General features: G+C 65.6%; 23 protein-coding genes and 1 tRNA gene. 18 read left to right on the forward strand and 6 right to left on the reverse strand.

The genetic code is table 11. The features are described from left to right. Positions 1–27: 27 nt before the first annotated feature. A complete protein-coding gene (locus EOHIBHHM_RS15795; protein WP_009365432.1) occupies positions 28–222 on the forward strand; it encodes a cold-shock protein in 195 nt (64 codons plus the stop codon). Positions 223–314: 92 nt separating this feature from the next. Here EOHIBHHM_RS15795 and EOHIBHHM_RS15800 read toward each other — a convergent pair whose 3' ends face one another. After that, positions 315–761, reverse strand: a complete 447-nt coding sequence (locus EOHIBHHM_RS15800; RefSeq protein ID WP_497252236.1) for a DUF8009 family protein — start codon at positions 759–761, stop codon at positions 315–317. Between the two features lie 328 nt (positions 762–1089). Between EOHIBHHM_RS15800 and EOHIBHHM_RS15805 the strand changes: the two genes are divergently transcribed. The 3 genes from EOHIBHHM_RS15805 to EOHIBHHM_RS15815 all read left to right on the forward strand — a co-directional run bounded on the left by EOHIBHHM_RS15805 (position 1090) and on the right by EOHIBHHM_RS15815 (position 3471). Then, positions 1090–1560: a MaoC/PaaZ C-terminal domain-containing protein gene (locus tag EOHIBHHM_RS15805; protein WP_497252238.1), complete on the forward strand. Its 471-nt coding sequence runs from the start codon at positions 1090–1092 to the stop codon at positions 1558–1560. 58 nt (positions 1561–1618) lie between these two features. After that, entirely contained in the window at positions 1619–2500 is an 882-nt protein-coding gene (locus EOHIBHHM_RS15810) for an amidohydrolase family protein (protein WP_497252239.1), read from the forward strand. Positions 2501–2568: 68 nt separating this feature from the next. Further along, entirely contained in the window at positions 2569–3471 is a 903-nt protein-coding gene (locus EOHIBHHM_RS15815) for a PhzF family phenazine biosynthesis protein (RefSeq protein WP_497252241.1), read from the forward strand. 6 nt (positions 3472–3477) lie between these two features. On the opposite strand, the gene EOHIBHHM_RS15820 is transcribed toward EOHIBHHM_RS15815, so the two are convergent. Together EOHIBHHM_RS15820 and EOHIBHHM_RS15825 are read right to left on the reverse strand one after the other, a co-directional pair. Further along, on the reverse strand, positions 3478–4239 hold the full coding sequence (locus EOHIBHHM_RS15820) for an enoyl-CoA hydratase/isomerase family protein (protein ID WP_497252243.1): 762 nt from the start codon (positions 4237–4239) through the stop codon (positions 3478–3480). A 294-nt stretch (positions 4240–4533) separates the two neighbouring features. Further along, positions 4534–5184: a helix-turn-helix domain-containing protein gene (locus EOHIBHHM_RS15825; RefSeq protein WP_497252245.1), complete on the reverse strand. Its 651-nt coding sequence runs from the start codon at positions 5182–5184 to the stop codon at positions 4534–4536. A 90-nt stretch (positions 5185–5274) separates the two neighbouring features. Here EOHIBHHM_RS15825 and paaA point away from each other — a divergent pair, with 90 nt between their 5' ends. The 5 genes from paaA to paaE are packed head-to-tail and all read left to right on the forward strand — an operon-like array spanning position 5275 to position 7975. Continuing rightward, positions 5275–6219: a 1,2-phenylacetyl-CoA epoxidase subunit PaaA gene (gene paaA / locus EOHIBHHM_RS15830; RefSeq protein ID WP_497252247.1), complete on the forward strand. Its 945-nt coding sequence runs from the start codon at positions 5275–5277 to the stop codon at positions 6217–6219. Positions 6220–6234: 15 nt separating this feature from the next. Continuing rightward, complete coding sequence (gene paaB / locus EOHIBHHM_RS15835; RefSeq protein ID WP_497252249.1) at positions 6235–6570, forward strand: 1,2-phenylacetyl-CoA epoxidase subunit PaaB; 336 nt, start codon at positions 6235–6237, stop codon at positions 6568–6570. After that, positions 6567–7379 (forward strand): 1,2-phenylacetyl-CoA epoxidase subunit PaaC, encoded by an 813-nt coding sequence (gene paaC / locus EOHIBHHM_RS15840; RefSeq protein WP_497252251.1) that lies wholly within the window; start codon positions 6567–6569, stop codon positions 7377–7379. Before paaB ends, paaC begins: the two co-directional genes overlap by 4 nt. A 2-nt stretch (positions 7380–7381) precedes the next feature. Continuing rightward, positions 7382–7792 carry a 1,2-phenylacetyl-CoA epoxidase subunit PaaD gene (gene paaD, locus EOHIBHHM_RS15845; protein ID WP_497257024.1) on the forward strand — a complete coding sequence of 137 codons (411 nt, stop codon included), beginning with the start codon at positions 7382–7384 and terminating at the stop codon, positions 7790–7792. A 12-nt stretch (positions 7793–7804) separates the two neighbouring features. Continuing rightward, positions 7805–7975, forward strand: coding sequence for a 1,2-phenylacetyl-CoA epoxidase subunit PaaE (paaE, locus tag EOHIBHHM_RS15850; protein WP_170864805.1), 171 nt, complete (start codon positions 7805–7807; stop codon positions 7973–7975). A 440-nt stretch (positions 7976–8415) separates the two neighbouring features. Here the strand turns inward: paaE and trpB are convergent, their stop codons facing one another. Both trpB and EOHIBHHM_RS15860 read right to left on the reverse strand, forming a co-directional pair. Continuing rightward, positions 8416–9594: a tryptophan synthase subunit beta gene (gene trpB, locus EOHIBHHM_RS15855; protein WP_497252253.1), complete on the reverse strand. Its 1179-nt coding sequence runs from the start codon at positions 9592–9594 to the stop codon at positions 8416–8418. A 60-nt stretch (positions 9595–9654) separates the two neighbouring features. Beyond that, positions 9655–9987: a DUF8106 domain-containing protein gene (locus tag EOHIBHHM_RS15860; RefSeq protein ID WP_497252255.1), complete on the reverse strand. Its 333-nt coding sequence runs from the start codon at positions 9985–9987 to the stop codon at positions 9655–9657. A gap of 143 nt (positions 9988–10130) precedes the next feature. Here EOHIBHHM_RS15860 and EOHIBHHM_RS15865 point away from each other — a divergent pair, with 143 nt between their 5' ends. From EOHIBHHM_RS15865 to EOHIBHHM_RS15895, 7 genes are all read left to right on the forward strand, one after another. Continuing rightward, complete coding sequence (locus EOHIBHHM_RS15865) at positions 10131–10985, forward strand: NOP5/NOP56 family protein (RefSeq protein WP_497252257.1); 855 nt, start codon at positions 10131–10133, stop codon at positions 10983–10985. Further along, positions 10982–11629, forward strand: coding sequence for a fibrillarin-like rRNA/tRNA 2'-O-methyltransferase (locus EOHIBHHM_RS15870; protein WP_497252259.1), 648 nt, complete (start codon positions 10982–10984; stop codon positions 11627–11629). The genes EOHIBHHM_RS15865 and EOHIBHHM_RS15870 overlap by 4 nt, the downstream gene beginning before the upstream one ends. A gap of 93 nt (positions 11630–11722) precedes the next feature. Next, positions 11723–12388 (forward strand): thiaminase II, encoded by a 666-nt coding sequence (tenA, locus tag EOHIBHHM_RS15875; protein WP_497252261.1) that lies wholly within the window; start codon positions 11723–11725, stop codon positions 12386–12388. Then, positions 12385–13068: a TenA family protein gene (locus tag EOHIBHHM_RS15880; protein ID WP_497252263.1), complete on the forward strand. Its 684-nt coding sequence runs from the start codon at positions 12385–12387 to the stop codon at positions 13066–13068. Before tenA ends, EOHIBHHM_RS15880 begins: the two co-directional genes overlap by 4 nt. Positions 13069–13139: 71 nt before the next feature. Further along, the gene (locus EOHIBHHM_RS15885; RefSeq protein WP_497252265.1) at positions 13140–14216 is read left to right on the forward strand and encodes a glutamate--cysteine ligase; all 1077 of its coding nucleotides are present in this window, start codon (positions 13140–13142) and stop codon (positions 14214–14216) included. 64 nt (positions 14217–14280) lie between these two features. After that, complete coding sequence (locus EOHIBHHM_RS15890) at positions 14281–14820, forward strand: helix-turn-helix domain-containing protein (RefSeq protein WP_497252267.1); 540 nt, start codon at positions 14281–14283, stop codon at positions 14818–14820. 48 nt (positions 14821–14868) lie between these two features. Continuing rightward, entirely contained in the window at positions 14869–15363 is a 495-nt protein-coding gene (locus EOHIBHHM_RS15895; RefSeq protein ID WP_497252269.1) for a phosphopantetheine adenylyltransferase, read from the forward strand. 38 nt (positions 15364–15401) lie between these two features. On the opposite strand, the gene EOHIBHHM_RS15900 is transcribed toward EOHIBHHM_RS15895, so the two are convergent. Continuing rightward, on the reverse strand, positions 15402–15710 hold the full coding sequence (locus EOHIBHHM_RS15900) for a cyclin family protein (RefSeq protein WP_497252271.1): 309 nt from the start codon (positions 15708–15710) through the stop codon (positions 15402–15404). 88 nt (positions 15711–15798) lie between these two features. On the opposite strand from EOHIBHHM_RS15900, the gene EOHIBHHM_RS15905 reads away from it, so the two are divergent. Continuing rightward, positions 15799–15882, forward strand: a tRNA-Leu gene (locus EOHIBHHM_RS15905). A 105-nt stretch (positions 15883–15987) separates the two neighbouring features. Continuing rightward, positions 15988–17043 carry a tyrosine-type recombinase/integrase gene (locus EOHIBHHM_RS15910; protein WP_497252273.1) on the forward strand — a complete coding sequence of 352 codons (1056 nt, stop codon included), beginning with the start codon at positions 15988–15990 and terminating at the stop codon, positions 17041–17043. Position 17044 lies beyond the last annotated feature (1 nt).

Raw genomic sequence — 17044 nt, forward strand, 5'->3', positions numbered from 1 at the left:
ACGGAATAGGAGGTGGAGTAATTGCGAATGGCAAAAGGTACTGTCGCTTTCTTCAACGACACTGGCGGATACGGTTTCATCGAGACTGAGGATGCGGACGAAGACGTCTTCTTCCACATGGAAGACGTCGGCGGCCCTGACCTCGAAGAGGGTCAGGAAGTCGAGTTCGACATCGAGCAGGCCGACAAGGGCCCGCGCGCGACGAACCTTCAGCGGCTGTAAGGCCGGACCCTGTAGTATCGGCACTAGACGGACTTTTCACGTTTTTCACCCGCCGAGCGACGGCGCCGTCGGGCGGCGTCGACGGCGGTGGGCTAGCCGAGTCGCTTGACCTGTATCTCGTGTGTTCCGTCCACCGTCTCGACGGTGAGGCTGTCGACGAGGTGGTCCCGGACGGCCGCGCGCCACTCCTCGACGGCCTCTGCGTACGCATTTCGATGGCTCTCGACGTCGTACTCGCCGGCCTCGCGGAGTCGGTCCTCCGTCTCGTCGACGTCGGGGTAGGCGGGGGCGTCGTCGGCGAGGAACCGTTCGGGGGCGAGGTGGATGGGGTCGACGTCGTCGTCGTAGCTTCCTTCGCCGCCCTCGCGGTGGATGCGAGCGCGCATCCGCCCGTAGAACGGGGGCGTGATGCGGAGCACGAGTCGCTGTCGCCCTCGCTCCGCCGCTTCGATGGCTGCCACCACGTCGTCGACGGTGACCGCCACCGACCGGATCACGGTCGGGTCGGGACCGCCGACGTCTCGTCGCTCGTCTCTCATCGGTCTGCGTCCGCGTAGGAACTGGGTCGACAAGACCGCTCCGACCCAGCAGGCGCGCGGCCGTGACGATCAGACCGGCGTGTCGACAGTCTCCCCTACTGGGCGAGGGTTCAACCGTTCACCCGCGTCGGTTTGAGTCCCCCGCCACAGTCCGGGCAACACGACCGGTAGGCCATCGAACTCACGCGCTGGCTACACTCCCGACACATGAACGGTCGCCGTTCTGGCATCGTGCGACTGTTTGTCACGGTCTCTGTTAAATGTTGTCGCCCACGAACCTGCTTCGATATGTGCATAAATTTTTATCATCGTTGCGGAAAGTGGGAGTATGGCCTACAGTTACGAGCCGCACTACTTCGAGGACTTCGAGGTCGGAACCGAGTTCGAGAGCGTCGGGCGCACCGTCACCGAGGCGGACTTCGTGATGCACTCTGCGCTCTCGGGCGACTGGACCGAACTGCACACGAACAAGGAGTACGCCGAGGACACGCAGTTCGGTCAGCGCATCGCCCACGGTCCGATGACGTTCGTGCAGGCGACGGGGTTCGTCTACCGCTCCGGTATCGTCGAGCGCACGGCCGTCGCCTTCCTCGGGATGAACTACATGGACCTCCCGAACCCAGTGTTCATCGGTGACACGCTCACGCAGGAGATGGTCGTCAGCGACCGCAAAGATCTGGGGAGCCGCGACGACGCCGGCCTCGTCGTCCTCGAGTGTACGACGACGAAGCAGGACGGGACAGTCGTCTTCGAGGGCGACATGAAGTTCCTCATCAAGACCCGCGCGGCCGACGAGTAGTTCGGCGTCGCCGCCGACACCGATCACGCTTTTCACGCCGCCAGTCTATCACGGTCGTATGTCGAAGATACCGATCCTCGCCGAGGAGGACGACCCCCGCGCCATCGACACGCACGCCCACCAGCCGACCGCGGAGTTCCTGAAGGACGCCGGCGGCGAGATGATGGAAGACGCCGCCAAGAAGTTCGGCACCGACATCCACACCTGGGACTACGAGGCGATGGTCGAGGAGTACCACGAGGTCGGCATCGGGCGCGCGGTGTTGCTCGGGTGGGACGCCGAGACGAACACCGGCAACCCGCCCGTTCCCAACGACTACGTCGCCGAGGTCCGCGACGAGTACCCCGACTTCTTCGTCGCCTTCGGCAGCGTCGACCCGCTGAAAGACGACTGCATCGAGGAGGCCGAGCGCTGCGTCGAGGACCTCGGGCTCTCGGGCTTCAAGTTCCAGCAGATCGCCCAGGGGTTCGACCCGAGTGCGCCCGAACACGAGGAACTGTGGTCGACCATCGAGGACCTCGGCGTCCCCGTCGTCTTCCACGGCGGCAACTCGACGCTCGGCGCAGGGAGTCCGGGCGGGAGAGGGCTGAAGATCAAGTACGGCAACCCGATGCTCGTCGACGACGTCGCCGCCGAACATCCGGACCTCCAGATCCTCATCGCGCATCCGGCCTTCCCGTGGGAGAAACAGCAACTCGCCATCTGCCAGCAGAAGGGGAACGTCTACATGGATCTCTCGGGGTGGCTGCCGAAGTACATCGACGAGCAGGTGCTGCACTACGCCGGCACCGTCCTGCAGGACAAGGTGATGTTCGGCACCGACTACCCGATGATCCGTCCCGAGAAGTGGCTCGACCAGTTCGCAGAGCACACCGACTTCGGCGAGGACGTCCAGCGGAAGATCCTCTGGGAGAACGCCGAGGCGTTCCTCGGACTGTAGGTCGCACTGGTCCACACCCACACACCACGCTCACCGTTATTTTCCCGCACGACCGACGACCTACTCGTATGCCTACCGACCGGAACCGGATGCACGTCGTCGACGTGTTCGCCGAGGAGAAGTACGCCGGTAACCAACTCGCAGTCGTTCAGAACGCTGCGTCGCTTTCGACCGAGGAGATGCAGGCACTCACCCGCGAGACGAACTTCTCGGAGGCGACGTTCGTCGCGTCGACCGAACTCCGTGACGGCGGCTACGACGTTCGCATCTTCGACCCCGCCGAAGAGATTCCGTTCGCCGGCCATCCGACACTCGGGACGGCCGCCGTCGTTCGCGAGTTCGTCCGCGACGACCGACCGGACGACCTGACGCTCAATCTGGGGGTCGGTCAGATACCTGTCTGGGTCGAGGAGGACGAGAACGGAGACGAACAGTACTGGATGCATCAGATCTCCCCGACGTTCGAGGACGAACTCGACCACTCACTCGTCGCGCGAGTGCTCGGTCTCGACACCGACGACCTCGACACCGACGCTCCGGTCCAACTCGTCTCGACGGGACTCCCGACGCTCGTCGTCCCTCTCGACTCGCTCGACGCTGTGGAACGCGCGGCGACGCAGTCCGAACCGTACGAGGAGGAACTCATCGAGCCGTACGGGAACCTCAACGTTCTCGTCTTCGCTACGGAGACGCGCGACGACACCGACGGAACCGACCTACACGTTCGCGTGTTCGCCGACTGCGCTGGTGTCCCCGAAGACCCGGCGACTGGGTCGTCGAACGGCTGTCTCGCCGCCTACCTCGTCGAACACGAGTACCTCGGTGGCACGGACGTCGACGTGGCGGTCGAACAGGGGTACGAGATGGGGCGTCCCTCTCGACTCTCCTTACGTGCGACGAAGGAGAACGACGACATCGACGTCCGCGTCGGCGGGCGGGTCGTCCCCGTGTTCGAGGGACATCTGCTCTGAGACGGTCTAAAACTCGGGGTCGCGTTTCTCCAGGAAGGCGCTCACACCCTCCTCGTGTTCGGGCGTGTCGTAGGCGCGGGCCTGCAGCATCGCCTCGCGGTCGAGCGCGTCCTGCCAACCGCGTCCGGCGTTGCCGTGGATTCCTTCTTTGATGAGTCCGATCGTCCGCGTCGGACGCTTCTGTAGCGTCTCGACGAGGTCGTCGACGGCCTCGTCGAGTTCGTCGGCCGCGACGGTCCGGTTCACGATATCCATCTCGGTGGCCTCCGCGGCGTCGACGAGACGGCCCGTGATGGCGAGATCCTTTGCGGTTCGCAGTCCCAGGAGTTGGGGGAGGAGGAACGTCCCGCCGGTGTCGGGGACGAGTCCCACCTTGACGAACGCCGCGCCGAACCGGGCGGAGTCGACGGCGACGGCGAAGTCCGAGACGGCGACGACCGCCATCCCCGCGCCGACGGCGTCGCCGTTGACCTTGGCGACGATGGGCACCGACGACTCGATGGCGGCTTCCGCGACGCGGCCGAACGTCGACGTCATCACCTCGTAGGACTCTTCGGCGTTCCAGTCGCGGTCAGCCATCATCTGGACGTCGCCACCGGCGGAGAAGGCACGCCCCTTACCGGTGACGACACAGACGTCGTGTGTGTCGGGGTCGAGCGCTTCGATGGCGTCGGCCAGCTCCGCGGCGACGGTCGTCGTCATCGCGTTTCTCGCGTCGGGACGGTCGAACGTGACTCGGCGAACACCAGCTTCGTCAGAGATGCGCATGGTGAGCCATCGACGGGGGTGGTTGTAAAGTCGTTCCCGGCGGAACGGTGACGACCCGCGAGACGCGAAGGCGACAACCGTCTGCCGACTGTCTGACGAAACTCCGTCAAGGGAAACCGTTTTCATTCGGGCGCGAGTCACCCGATTTGCTCGTCGTCGTCTCGTTCGCCGGACGAAACGGCGAGTTCCGTCTCAGGCAAGACGTGACCCGTGTGGTTTCTGGCGAACGCCGACGCGCCGCCACGCGTCGGCGAACCACTTTCCCAGCCGACGAGCCGACGGCTCTCTCCGAACTCAATCTCCGAACACCTGTGTCAACAGCCCTGCCTGTCCCCGTCGCAACCGCTCGAGGAACGCCGACTTGCTGATCCCCAACTCCGCGGCGACCTCGCTGGCGGTCGTCTCTCGGGGGACCGAGAAGTAGCCCATCGCCAGCGCCGTCCGGATCGCCGCCTCCTGTGCTGGCGTCACGTCCCAGCGACCGGTCGCCGCACTCTCTCCTTCGGGGCCGAGCGGGTAGACCCGTTCGAGCGTGACGCCGACGGTCGCTCCCGCGGCTTCGAGGACGCCCTGGAGGACGTCGTAGCCGACGACCGCACCGGTGTAACGCTCCTCGCCGTCGCGGTAGGTGAGCGTCTCGGCGACGAACCCCACGTCGGTCAGTTCGTGGACGACGCAGGGTACCTTCGAGAGACAGCGATACTCGTCTCGGTCCGTCCGTTCACTGCCGGACGATCGGTGGAGATAGCGGATCCGGTCGTCGGCGTCGAGCGCCGCCGCGAGTTCGTCGCTCTGCGGGGCACCGAACCGGAGCAGTGCGTTGCCGTCGGCCCGGAGCTGTGGTGGCTGACACTCGATCGGGACGCCGGCCGTCGCCGACGCGTCGGCGAGGGGACAGTCGTCGCCGGTGACGCGGAACTCGACGACGAGACACTCGTCGATCATCGCACTCTCGTCTCTACGCGCCGCCGCCACATATAAACCCCGTCTATAGACGGCCTAATCGGTATGTGCTCGCATCTATAATCATCGTCCATGGACCTCGACACCGTCAAGGAGCGTGCTGGCCCCCGCCAGTTCAGCCCCAAAGACGACATGCCCGAAGAGTACCGGAAGGCGGCGACCCGGATGCTCCAGTTCCACGCGAACTCGGAGGTGATGGGCGGCTATCTCGAGAAGCCGTTCATCCGGCAGGCGCCGAGTCTCGACCGAAAACTCGCGTTCTCGGCGAAGGTGCAGGACGAGATCGGCCACGCGCAGCTGCTCTACCGTGCGGCGGAGTCGCTGGGTGTGAAGACCCGCGACGAGATGCTCGACGAGTTGGCCGAGGGGGAGGGGAAGTTCCTCAACTGCTTCCACTACCCGATGGAGACGTGGTACGAGGTGCCGATGATCGGCTTCTTCGTCGACGGTGCGGCGATGCGGCGGCAGGCGACGCTGAAGAGCACCTCGTGGGAACCCTACGCGCACGCGATGGACAAAGTGTGCTTCGAGGAGGGGTTCCACGTCAAACACGGCGAAGACATGCTCCGCGAGCTGATGACCTCCTCGAAAGCCAACCAGGAGCGCACGCAGGAGGCGTTCGAGGAGTGGTGGCCCCGCGTCATCCAGTTCTTCGGCCCGGTCAACTCCCAGAGCACCCACCACGGCTTCGCGGCCGAGGTCGGCCTGAAGACCAAGAGCAACGACGAACTCCGGCAAGCGTTCCTCAACACCTACATCCCGAAGGCAGAGCGCTACGGGCTGGAGATCCCGGACACGCCGGAGATCATCTACCACGAGGACGAGAGTCGCTACGAGGTCGTCGAGGAGGACCTCGACTGGGACCAGTTCTGGACCATCGCGAAGAACGACTACGACGGCAGCTACGAGCAGATCGGCTCCCGGGCCGACCGCCAGGCGGCTGTCGAGTGGGTCCGCGAACAGATGGACAGCTACGAGACCGCACACACCGGCACCGCCCCGCAGGCGGCCGACTGAGTGAGAGTTAGAACCATGATTTGGGAAGTCTTCAGACAGGAGAAGGCGGGCGACTACCACCGACACGTGGGGAACGTCCACGCACCGGACCGAGAGATGGCCAAACTGTTCGCGCAGATCCAACACGGCCGGCGAATGCAGACCCACAGCATCTGGGTCGCCCCGCAGGACGAGATCTCGGAGGTCGACGACGAGGACACCGACTTCGGCGGGTCGACCGACAAGGCGTACCGCTGGGCGATGACGTACAACCGCGTCGACGCCAGCGGCATCCAGGAGGTCGTCGAGTCCGAGGCCGAACAGCGCGCGGCGGCGAAGAAGCGCGAGGCCGCCGAGGAGGCCGACTCGTGAGCCTCGACGCCCCCGACTCGCTGACCGACGAGGAGCGCGCCGCCGTCGAGGAACTCCTCTTTCGGATGGCCGACGACGAGTACGTCGCCGGCGAGCGCTACATCGAGTGGCAGATCTACGCGCCGACGCTCGAATCGGATCTCGCGCTCTCGAACATCGCACAGGACGAGTTCGGTCACGCTCGCCTCTGGTACGATCTCCTGCAGGACATGGGCTACACCGAACAGGAGTGCATCTGGGAGCGCGACCCGGCGACGTGGACGCACTCGACGCTCGTCGAACTCCCCTTCGAGGAGGGCGACTGGGCGGACGCCATCGTCCGGAGCTACCTCTACGACGTCGCCGAGAACCTCCGGATGGAGGCGCTCGTCGACTCGTCGTACCCACCCATCGCCGACCGCGTCGCGAAGGTGCTCTCCGAGGAGCGCTACCACCGCGAACACGCCCAGAGCTGGCTCGAACGGCTCACCGGCGGCGAGGGACACGACCGCGTGCAGGCCGCCGTCGAGCGGCTGTTCCCCTACGCGTTGACGCTCTTTGCGGCCGGGCCGCACGAGGACGACGTCGTCGACCTCGGGCTCCGAACGGAGAGCCTCGACGACCTCCGCGAGGAGTGGCTCGACGTCGTCGTCCCGTTCCTCGAGTCGCTCGATCTGGTCGTCCCCGAACCGGACGAGGTCGACCTCCCCGAGGAGACGGGTCGCGACGGCAGCCACACCGACGCGTGGTTCGACCTCTACGACGAGTTCACGCACACCTACGACGAACTCGACCTGGACGAACCGATCCGGATCCGGGGTGAGGGATGAGCATGGAGTCGGGCGCGCCGGTCGGGTCGGACGCCTGCGCCTACACCGACTACACGCCGGGCGAGACACCCGAGTCGTTCCCGAAGACCGGTGAGGGTGCCACGGGCGTCGAGGCAGACATCTGGGAGGCGCTGTACGAGGTGCAGGACCCCGAGATGCCCGTCAGCGTCGTCGACCTCGGGCTGATCTACAACGTCGAGGCCGAAGGAGCGAAAGCAGTGGTGGAGATGACCCTGACGTACACCGGCTGTCCGGCGCGGGACATGATCCTCAACGACGTCCGGTGTGCGGCGATGACCGCTCCCGGCGTCGACGAGGCCGAGGTGAAACTCCGCTACAACCCGCCGTGGAACGTCAACATGGTGACCGAACAGGGGAGAGAACAACTGCGCGAGTTCGGGCTGAGCGTGTGAGATGGTGAACCGATGAGACGTTCGTTCGACCCGTCGACGTCGACCAGCGGGGATACGGAGGGTGCGGAGTGTCCCTACTGTGGGTCGACGGAGACGGTCCGGGAACACCCGAAGGGGCCGGGTCTCTGCCGGTCGATGCACTACTGCAACGACTGTGAACAGCCGTTCGAGAAGTTCGGCTAGTCGAGTCGTCGAAGAACTCGTAAATTCGAGGTCCACTCTTCTGCGTCGTCGCCGGCCGAGAGCAATCAGCACTGACGGCCGTCGACGTGGGAGATGCGGTGATTTGCGCGCTTCGTAGAACTTCGCGATCCGACTCTCTCTTCGGGGCCTTCGAAGACGAGTGCGTCCGAGTCGGTGTCTGTGTGCTCGCATTGAAAATAACAGTAGTCGTCTGAGTTGGATGCACTGAGATAGGCGTCGGGCCGAAAGTCCCGTCCCACGACAGCCTCGGTCCTCCCCAATTCCGGAAGACTTCGTCTTCCGTCGTCCCGCTCGCACTGCTCGCGAGACCCTCACCGTCGGCACGAGAGCCGACGGTTCCCTCGCACGAACGGCTTGCGGCACGGAGGCCGCAATGCCGCGCGCCGTTGAGTGCCGGTCTCTCCGAGATCTCACTCCGACTACAGGTCGAACATCTCGGCGGCCTGCTCCATATCCTTGTCTCCACGACCCGAGAGGTTCACCACGATGGTCTCGTGTTCGCCCTCCTCGGCCAACTGCTTCGCCAGCGCGAGGCCGTGACTCGACTCCAAGGCGGGGATGATCCCCTCCGTCTCGCTCAGCGTGCGGAACGCTTCGAGAGCTTCGTCGTCGGTGATGCCGCGGTACTCACAGCGGCCGACGGCGCGGAACATGGCGTGTTCCGGGCCGACGCCGGGGTAGTCGAGGCCGGCAGAGACGGAGTGGACCTCCACGTCGTCGTCGATGACCCTCGTTCGCATCCCGTGGATGACGTCGTCTTTCCCTTGCGCCAGCGGCGCGGCGTGGCGCTTGGAGTCTGCGCCCTCCCCGCCGCCCTCGCCGCCGTAGAAGGCCACGTCGTCCTCGCGGAAGGCGTGGAAGAGGCCGATGGCGTTCGACCCGCCGCCGACGCAGGCGACGGCGGCGTCCGGCAGCCCCCCGGTCTGCTCCTGAATCTGTTTGCGGGCCTCCTCGCCGATGACCGACTGGAACTCCCGCACCATCCGCGGGAACGGGTCCGGGCCGACGACCGACCCGACGAGGTAGTGGGTGTCCTCGACGTTGTGCGCGAAGTCCTCCAGCGCGGCGTCGACGGCGTCGGCCAGCCCCTTCCCCCCGCGGGTGACCTCGTTGACCTCCGCCCCCATCAGCCGCATCCGGAAGACGTTCATCCGCTGGCGCTCGGCGTCCTTCTCGCCCATGTAGATCTCCGTGTCGAGGCCGAACAGCGCGCCGACCATCGCCGTCGCCGTCCCGTGTTGGCCAGCCCCGGTCTCGGCGATGAGACGTTCCTTTCCGGCTTTCTTCGCCAGGAGAGCCTGTCCGACCGCGTTGTTGATCTTGTGTGCGCCGCCGTGCAGCAGGTCCTCTCGCTTGAGATAGATGTCCGCGCCGTACTCCGCCGAGAGGTTTTGGGCGTAGTAGAGCGGCGTCGGTCGTCCGGCGTACTGTTCGAGGACGTCCCGGAACTCGGCGTGGAACTCGGGCGTCTGGACGATCGCCTCGAACGCCTCGATCAGCTGGTCGAGCGGCTCCTCCATCACCTCGGGGACGTGCCGTCCACCGAACTCGCCGAACTCGCCGCCCTCGTCGTCTCCCGACGACTCGTGTTCACTCATGGCACAACTGCCGTGGCTGCTCTACAAATGTGTTCTGGTGCCGACAGCCGCGGCCGTTCGTCACTCCCGCACGCGACCGACGAGTCGCCACCACGCGGTCGTCCACGACGACCAGGCGTACGTCCAGCGTTCGATAGCCTGCGGCGCGACGCCGCCGGTGTGCGACGTCGGCCCTGCTGTGACGGCCGTCGTCTCCGAGCCGTCATCGAACACTGGGCGCCGCTGAACCAGTCCATCGCACGCCGGACATCGGTAGGTCACGGCGTCGTCCGACTCGCTGATCTCCCAGTCGCCGTCGAAGCGGTCGGCGTACTCACAGGTGGGACAGAACAGGACCGCCTTGCCGTGAGAGGGGGGTGACGACCGCGGGGACACTGACTCCGATCGAGTCATAGCTGAGGGTCATCACTCGGGTGTGATAAACGCCGTCCTTAGTGAGTGGGGCCGAGTTAATACGTGTCCCCACAGTCGAGCAGCGCGTCGACCGAGGCGACCGAACGAGGCACGTTTAATCCCGGGGGCGAGAAGTCCTACCCATGACGACCGACGCGTGGTTCGCCGGCCTCTCTGCCGGCGACCCCGACGAGACCGACGAAGCGGCGACGCGCATCCGAGAGGGAAGCGCCGACGCCCCTGCCGACTGGCCGACGCTGGCCGTCGAGGCCGGCTTCGTGCCCGACGAGGAGGCGTACTACGCGACGCTCCGCGAGGCGACGATCGCCGCCGCCCGTACGGCCGTCGCCGAACGCGAACGCGCCGACGACAAGCAACTCGTCCACGCCGTCCGTGCGATGGACGACGCCGACCGCACGGCCAACGAACTCGCCGAGCGCCTCGCCGAGTGGGCGGGGACGCTGTTCGACGACGCCGGGACGGGCGTCGACTACGCCCGCGAGCTAGCGACGCGAAACCCCGAGTCGCCGGCCGAGGAGCCGGTCGTCTCCTTCGCCGGTCGCGTCGCCGACCTCGCCGACGAGGCCGACGACCTCCGGGAGTTCATCGAACGTCGCGCGCCCGACGTCGCGCCGAACCTCGCGGAGATGGCCGGTCCGGTGCTCGCCGCCCGACTCATGTCGCTGGCCGGCGGTCTCGACGAACTGGCGAAGAAACCCAGCGGGACGGTGCAGGTGCTCGGGGCCGAAGACGCCCTGTTCGCCCACCTCGCGGGACGCGCGACGTCACCGAAACACGGGGTCATCTTCACCCACGAGTACGTCCGCGGGACGCGGAGTGAGGACCGCGGGTCGGCCGCCCGCGCGTTCGCCGGGAAACTCACCCTCGCCGCCCGCGTCGACCACTACGGCGGCGAGTTCAAGCAGGAACTCCACGACGACCTGCGGGAACGCATCGAGACGATCCGCGCCCGTGGCGAAGGCGGTGACGACGAATGAGCGACGAACGAACCGACGACCTTCCCACGGGCGTCGAACGCCGAAACTTCGACGGACGAGACCGCCTCGCCACGCGGGGACTGCCGGTCTACGGCGAACCGACAGACGGCGACTGGCGCGTCTGGGACGCAGGACGGTCGAAGCTCGGCGCGATGCTCGAACTCGGGATGGACACCGGTCTCGGCGGCGGCGAGACGGTGCTCTACCTCGGTGCGGCGAGCGGGACGACCGTCTCGCACGTCGCGGACTTCGCCGGCCCGACCTACGCCGTCGAGTTCGCCCCCCGACCCGTCCGCGACCTCGTCGACGTCGCCGCGGACCGCGAGAACCTCTTTCCGCTCCTGAAGGACGCCCGCAAGCCTGAGAGCTACGCTCACGTCGTCGAGGCCGACGTCGACGTCGTCGTCCAGGACGTCGCCACCCGCGGGCAGGCACAGGTCGCCGCCCGCAACGCGCAGTTCTTCCGCGAGGACGGCCGACTGCTCGCGGCGATCAAGGCCCGCAGCGAGGACGTGACCGCCGACCCCGCCGACGTCTTCGACGACGTCCTCGACGAACTCGCAGCGCACTTCGAGATTCTGGAGACCAGTCGGTTGGACCGGTTCCACGACGACCACCTCGGCGTCGTCGCTCGCCGCCGGTAGCGCCGTTCGCTCTTCCTCCTCTTCCCTCTCACGCAGATATTCTGGCGTTGTACTATCCGGTGGTACTTTGGTCGTCGGCGCGAACGCTCGACTATGGCGTTCACCGACAGCCTCCGCGACGACGCCGACGAGATCTGGACGGCCATCTACGATCACCCGATGGTCGAGGGCATCGGCGACGGGACGCTCGAGGAAGACCGGTTCCGGTACTGGCTGCGACAGGACTACGTCTACCTCGTCGACTACTGTCGTCTGTTCGCGCTCGGGGCAGCGCAGGCTCCGGACCTCGACCGGATGGGGACGTTCGCGACCCTCCTCTCGGAGACGCTCCACACCGAGATGGAGCTCCACCGGGAGTACGCCGCCGATTTCGGTATCACCGAGGCGGAGTTGGAGGCGACGACGCCGTCGCCGACCACGCGAGGCTACACCGACTTTCTGGTCCGGACCGCCGCGCTGGGGACGTTCGGCGACCTCGTCGCCGCGCTCCTCCCCTGTATGTGGGGGTTCAACGACACCGGGCGCCGACTCCGCGAGGACGGCCTCCCCGACGAGGAGCGGTACGCCGAGTGGGTGCGAACCTACAGCAGCGACGATTTCACCGAACTCACCGAGTGGTGCAAGGGGCTGATGGACGACGTGGCGGTGTCGTCGACTCCCGAGGACCGCGAACGCTACCGGGAGCTGTTTCTCACCTCGGCGCGTTACGAGTACGCCTTCTGGGACGCCGCCTGGCGGTTGGAGGGGTGGTCGGTGTGACCGTCTCGGGATTCACCGACTTCGACGAGAGCGACGAGACGCGGTTCACCGAGTGGCTCCGCGCCCGGTCGGAACCGGCGTGGACGGAGGCGACGACGCATCCGTTCACCCGCGATCTCGCCGACGGATCGCTCGACCCCGACGCTTACGCCGACTACCTCGTCCAGGACTACGCCTTCGTCGACACGCTCGTGAGCCTCGTCGGTTACGGCGTCGGACAGGCGCCGACGATGCAGCAGAAACGTCGGCTCGTCGAGTTCCTCGACACGGTCACCGACGAGGAGGACGACTACTTCGAGCGGTCGTTCGAGGCGCTGGGCGTCGTCCCCGACCGCTACGAGAACCCGCCGCTGGCCGAACCGACCGCGGCGCTGCGGGACCTGCTTTGCCGTGCGGCGACGACCGGCAACTACGCCGAGACGCTCGCGGTGTTGCTCCCCGTCGAGTGGGTGTATCTCACCTGGGCGGAGTCGGTCGACGCGCCCGACGAACCGTTCTACTACCGGGAGTGGGTGACGCTCCACGACGACCCGGCGTTCGCGGCGTTCGTCTCGTGGCTCCGCGACGAACTCGACGCGCTGGGTCCGACGCTCGCCCCGCGTCGACAGCGGCGCGTCGCCTCGCTTTTCACGCGGGCCGTCCACCTCGAGGTGGCGTTCTTCGACGCCACGTACAGGTGACGCGAGCGGGGCTACACGCCGTGCTCGCGATGCCAAGACCTATTTAATGGGCCAACTCGAAGGAGCGGTCAATGGAGTTAGGGTCGCCGGAGTCGTTCACGCGACTCGGAACGCTCGGAGTCGAAGAGGAGTTCTACATTGTCGACGACGCGGGACGGCCGACCTCGGGGATCGACGACCTGGTGTACGGGGACGACGACCCCCCGGAACCGCTCGCGGGACGCCTCGACCACGAACTGTTCCAGTTCACCATCGAGACGCAGACGCCGCTCATCGAACGCCTCGACGACGCTTCCGAGGCGATCTCGTCTGTCAGAGACGCGCTCGTCGATCACGCCGAGAACCACGGCTACCGGATCGCGGGCGCGGGGCTGCATCCGCTGGCCAAGTGGCGCGAACTCGACCACGCACAGAAGGACCGTTACCGCGCACAGCTCGACCGGATCCAGTACCCGCAGCACCGGAACACGACGGCCGGCCTCCACGTCCACGTCGGCGTCGACGACGCAGACAAGGCGACGTGGATCGCCAACGAACTCCGCTGGTATCTCCCACCGATGCTGGCGCTGTCGGCGAACTCGCCGTACTGGAACGGGTTCGACACCGGGCTCCAGTCGGCGCGGGCGAAGATCTTCGAGGGACTACCCAACACGGGGATGCCGACGGCGTTCGAGGACTTCGAGGCGTTCCAGCGGTTCGAACGTCGGATGGTCGAACTCGGCTCGATCAACGACCGCGGCGAACTCTGGTACGACGTCCGCCCGCACACCGGTCACGGGACGGTCGAGGTCCGGACCCCGGACGGACAGTCGGACCCCGAGGTCGTCTTCGCGTTCGTCGAGTACGTCCACGCGCTCGTGATGGACCTCGCCGAACGGTACGAGGACGGCGAGTCGGGCACCGACATCCGCCGCGAGCTACTCGACGAGAACAAGTGGCGGGCGATGCGCTACGGTCGCGAGGCCAGTTTCGTCGACCGATCCTCGGAGGAGACGGTCGACCTCGCGACGTTCGTCGGCGACGAGTGCGACCGACTCGGCGTCTCCGGACTCCGTGACGTCTTCGATCGCGAGAGCGGCGCCGAACGGCAGCGCCGCATCCGAGACGACGAGGGCGTCGACGCGCTCTGTGCGTCCGTTCTCCTCTGAAACCCGGCGCTCACGACAAGCAAACGTTTTTCCCGGCGTAGTTCTGACCTGCGGTGCAGAACACATGGCTGCAGATGACGCCTCTGACGACCCCCGCGACGAGACTGACTCCGTAGACGAGACCGCGACCGACGAGGTCCGCACGGCACGCGAGCGGATCGAGGAGAGCGCCGACCGGGCCGTCGAGGAGTTCGACCAGAGCGTGGTCGACCTGCTGGCGTGGCTGCTCGACACCGAGACGCGGGCGCGTATCTACGTCTTCCTCCGGAAACGCCCCGAGAGCACGAGCGACGAGGTCGCCGACGGGACCGGGCTCTACCCGTCGACCGTCCGGGAGGCGCTCGCGGAGCTCCACGACGAGGAGATCGTCTCGCGGCAGAAACGCGAGAGCGCCGGTGCGGGCAACAACCCCTACGAGTACGAGGCGATCGCCCCGAGCGAACTCGTCCGCGGTGCAGTCGGTCAGGTCCAACGACAGCTGAACACGGTGTTCAACCTCGATCGACGACTCGACGACGAGGACCGAGACGGCGAGGACGGACCGGTGACGATCACCGTCCGCGGCGACGATCTCTCGACGGCCCCCACGCGGAGCGAGGAGTAGGCGTCGGTCAGCCGACCGGTTTAAGTTCTCCCACATCGACGCCGAGATATGAACGTCGCGCTCGGCGGGACCTTCGACCCGATCCACGACGGTCACCGTGCGCTGTTCGATCGGGCGTTCGCACTCGGCGACGTGACGGTCGGACTCACGTCCGACGAACTCGCCCCGAAGACGAGACACGTCGACCGGTACGTCCGTCCCTACGACGAGCGAGAGCGCGACCTGCGGGCCGAACTCGCCACGTTCGCCGACCGCTACGACCGCGAGTTCTCGGTTCGACGACTCGACGAACCGACCGGCATCGCAACCGAGGCGGGGTTCGACGCCCTCATCGTCTCGCCGGAGACGGTAGGCGGCGGCGAGCGCGTCAACGAGATCCGCGCGGAGAAGGGGTTGCCGCCGCTCCGACTCGAGATCGTCGAGCACGTCCCCGCCGAGGACGGCGACCGCATCTCCTCGACCCGCATCGTCATGGGCGAGATCGACGAACACGGCAATCTGACGCCGCACTCCGACGGTCGCGAGAAGACGCGGGTCGACTGACGTCGCTCACCGACTCGGGTCGTCGTCGACTCGAGTCCTCACCAACTCGGTGGCCGAAAGCCGGCGTCGTCGAGGATATCCTTCCACCGCTTCTGGACGCTGAGCCGCGTCACGCCCATCGCGTCGGCGACGGCGGTCTGGGAGCGTTCCTCGCCGGCGATGAGTGCGCCGGCGTAGATGCTCGCGGCGGCCGTGGCCGGTTTGGATCGGTCGGCGTCGGGGACGTGCGTCAAGAAGAGGTCGGTGGCGTTCGAGCGCGCCTCCGACCCGAGTTCGAGGCTGTCGCTCGCGCGGTCGATGGCGGCCAGCCACTCCTCGTTGTCCACCTGGTCACGGGCGCGGTACATGCATCTGCGTTCGGCGCGATCGCATATAAACCGTCGGCGACGGCTCGAACGACACCTTCTTACTCGTGTTTCCTGTAGCACGGAACGCGCGTGGGTAGCCAAGCCAGGAAACGGCGCAGCGCTTAGGACGCTGTCTCGTAGGAGTCCGCCGGTTCAAATCCGGTCCCACGCATACGCCTTCGGCGTTCCGTCCTTCACTTTTCACGGTCTGCCTAACCGAGACAAAGAGCCAAACATGTCCGAAGACAGACCAAAATCACTGGAACGCTGTCCCGTTATGGGCGACGAAGAGATGGAACCGAATCGACGTATCACGATTATCCCCGAATCTAACCGGGAAACTCTGAGCGAAAAAGAGCAAATCGACTACTACAACTACCGCAAGGAATTCCTCACCTACCTTCTGAAATTCGGTAGAGACCCACAGAAGGCCAAAGGATACTCACCGTACTCCGTCTACAACACAGGCTATCGAACTGCCGAATTCGACCGATGGGCATGGAAGAGAAACGGACGCTACTCAATTCCACCCACCTACGATGACGCGGCCAGCTTCATGGAAGAAGTCGCTATGAGCGACGTAGCTGACTCAACTAAAGGTAAGAAGCTCGAAGCTCTCTTCCGGTACAACAAGTGGCTCCAACACCGGTACGGACACAGTGAGTGGGAATTCCCATGGACGTTCACAAGCGGGGGCGGGAACAGTGCCCCCAGAGACTTTCTCTCAAAGGAGGAACGTCGATTGATTCGGCAAGCGGCTCTCGCTATTGACGGGAATCCAGCGTACGGAATCGAAGACAAGGACGCATTCAGTGCTTCCGACAGCAGTTGGAAGTACACGTCATTGATTTGGACGAGCCTTGACGCGGGATTACGCCCGGTTGAGGTAGGCCGCGCTACAGTGAGTTGGGTTGATGTTTCCAACAGCGTACTCCGTATCCCGAGGGAAGAATCCAGCAAGAACGAGGGAAACTGGACAGTTAGCCTTACAGACCGCACTACGACTTCCCTTGAGCGGTGGTTAGATGAGAGAGCTGACCACCCAAGATACGCTGATACGAACGCTCTGTGGCTCACTCGGCATGGTAATCGGTACGGCGCGAACGAGCTTAGACGGCTTCTTCACCGTACGTGTGATGAGGCCGGAATCGACTACGAAAATCGTCAAATGTCGTGGTACACGATTCGGCATTCGGTTGGGACCTACATGACCAAAGAGCGTGATTTGGCCGCGACAAAGGCTCAACTGCGCCATCTGAACGCGAAAACGACAATGAAATACGACCAAGTACCAGTGGAAGACCGGAAAGAAGCTCTCGACAAGATGGGGTAAG

It is taken from the genome of Halogranum roseipondis (genome assembly GCF_059695585.1).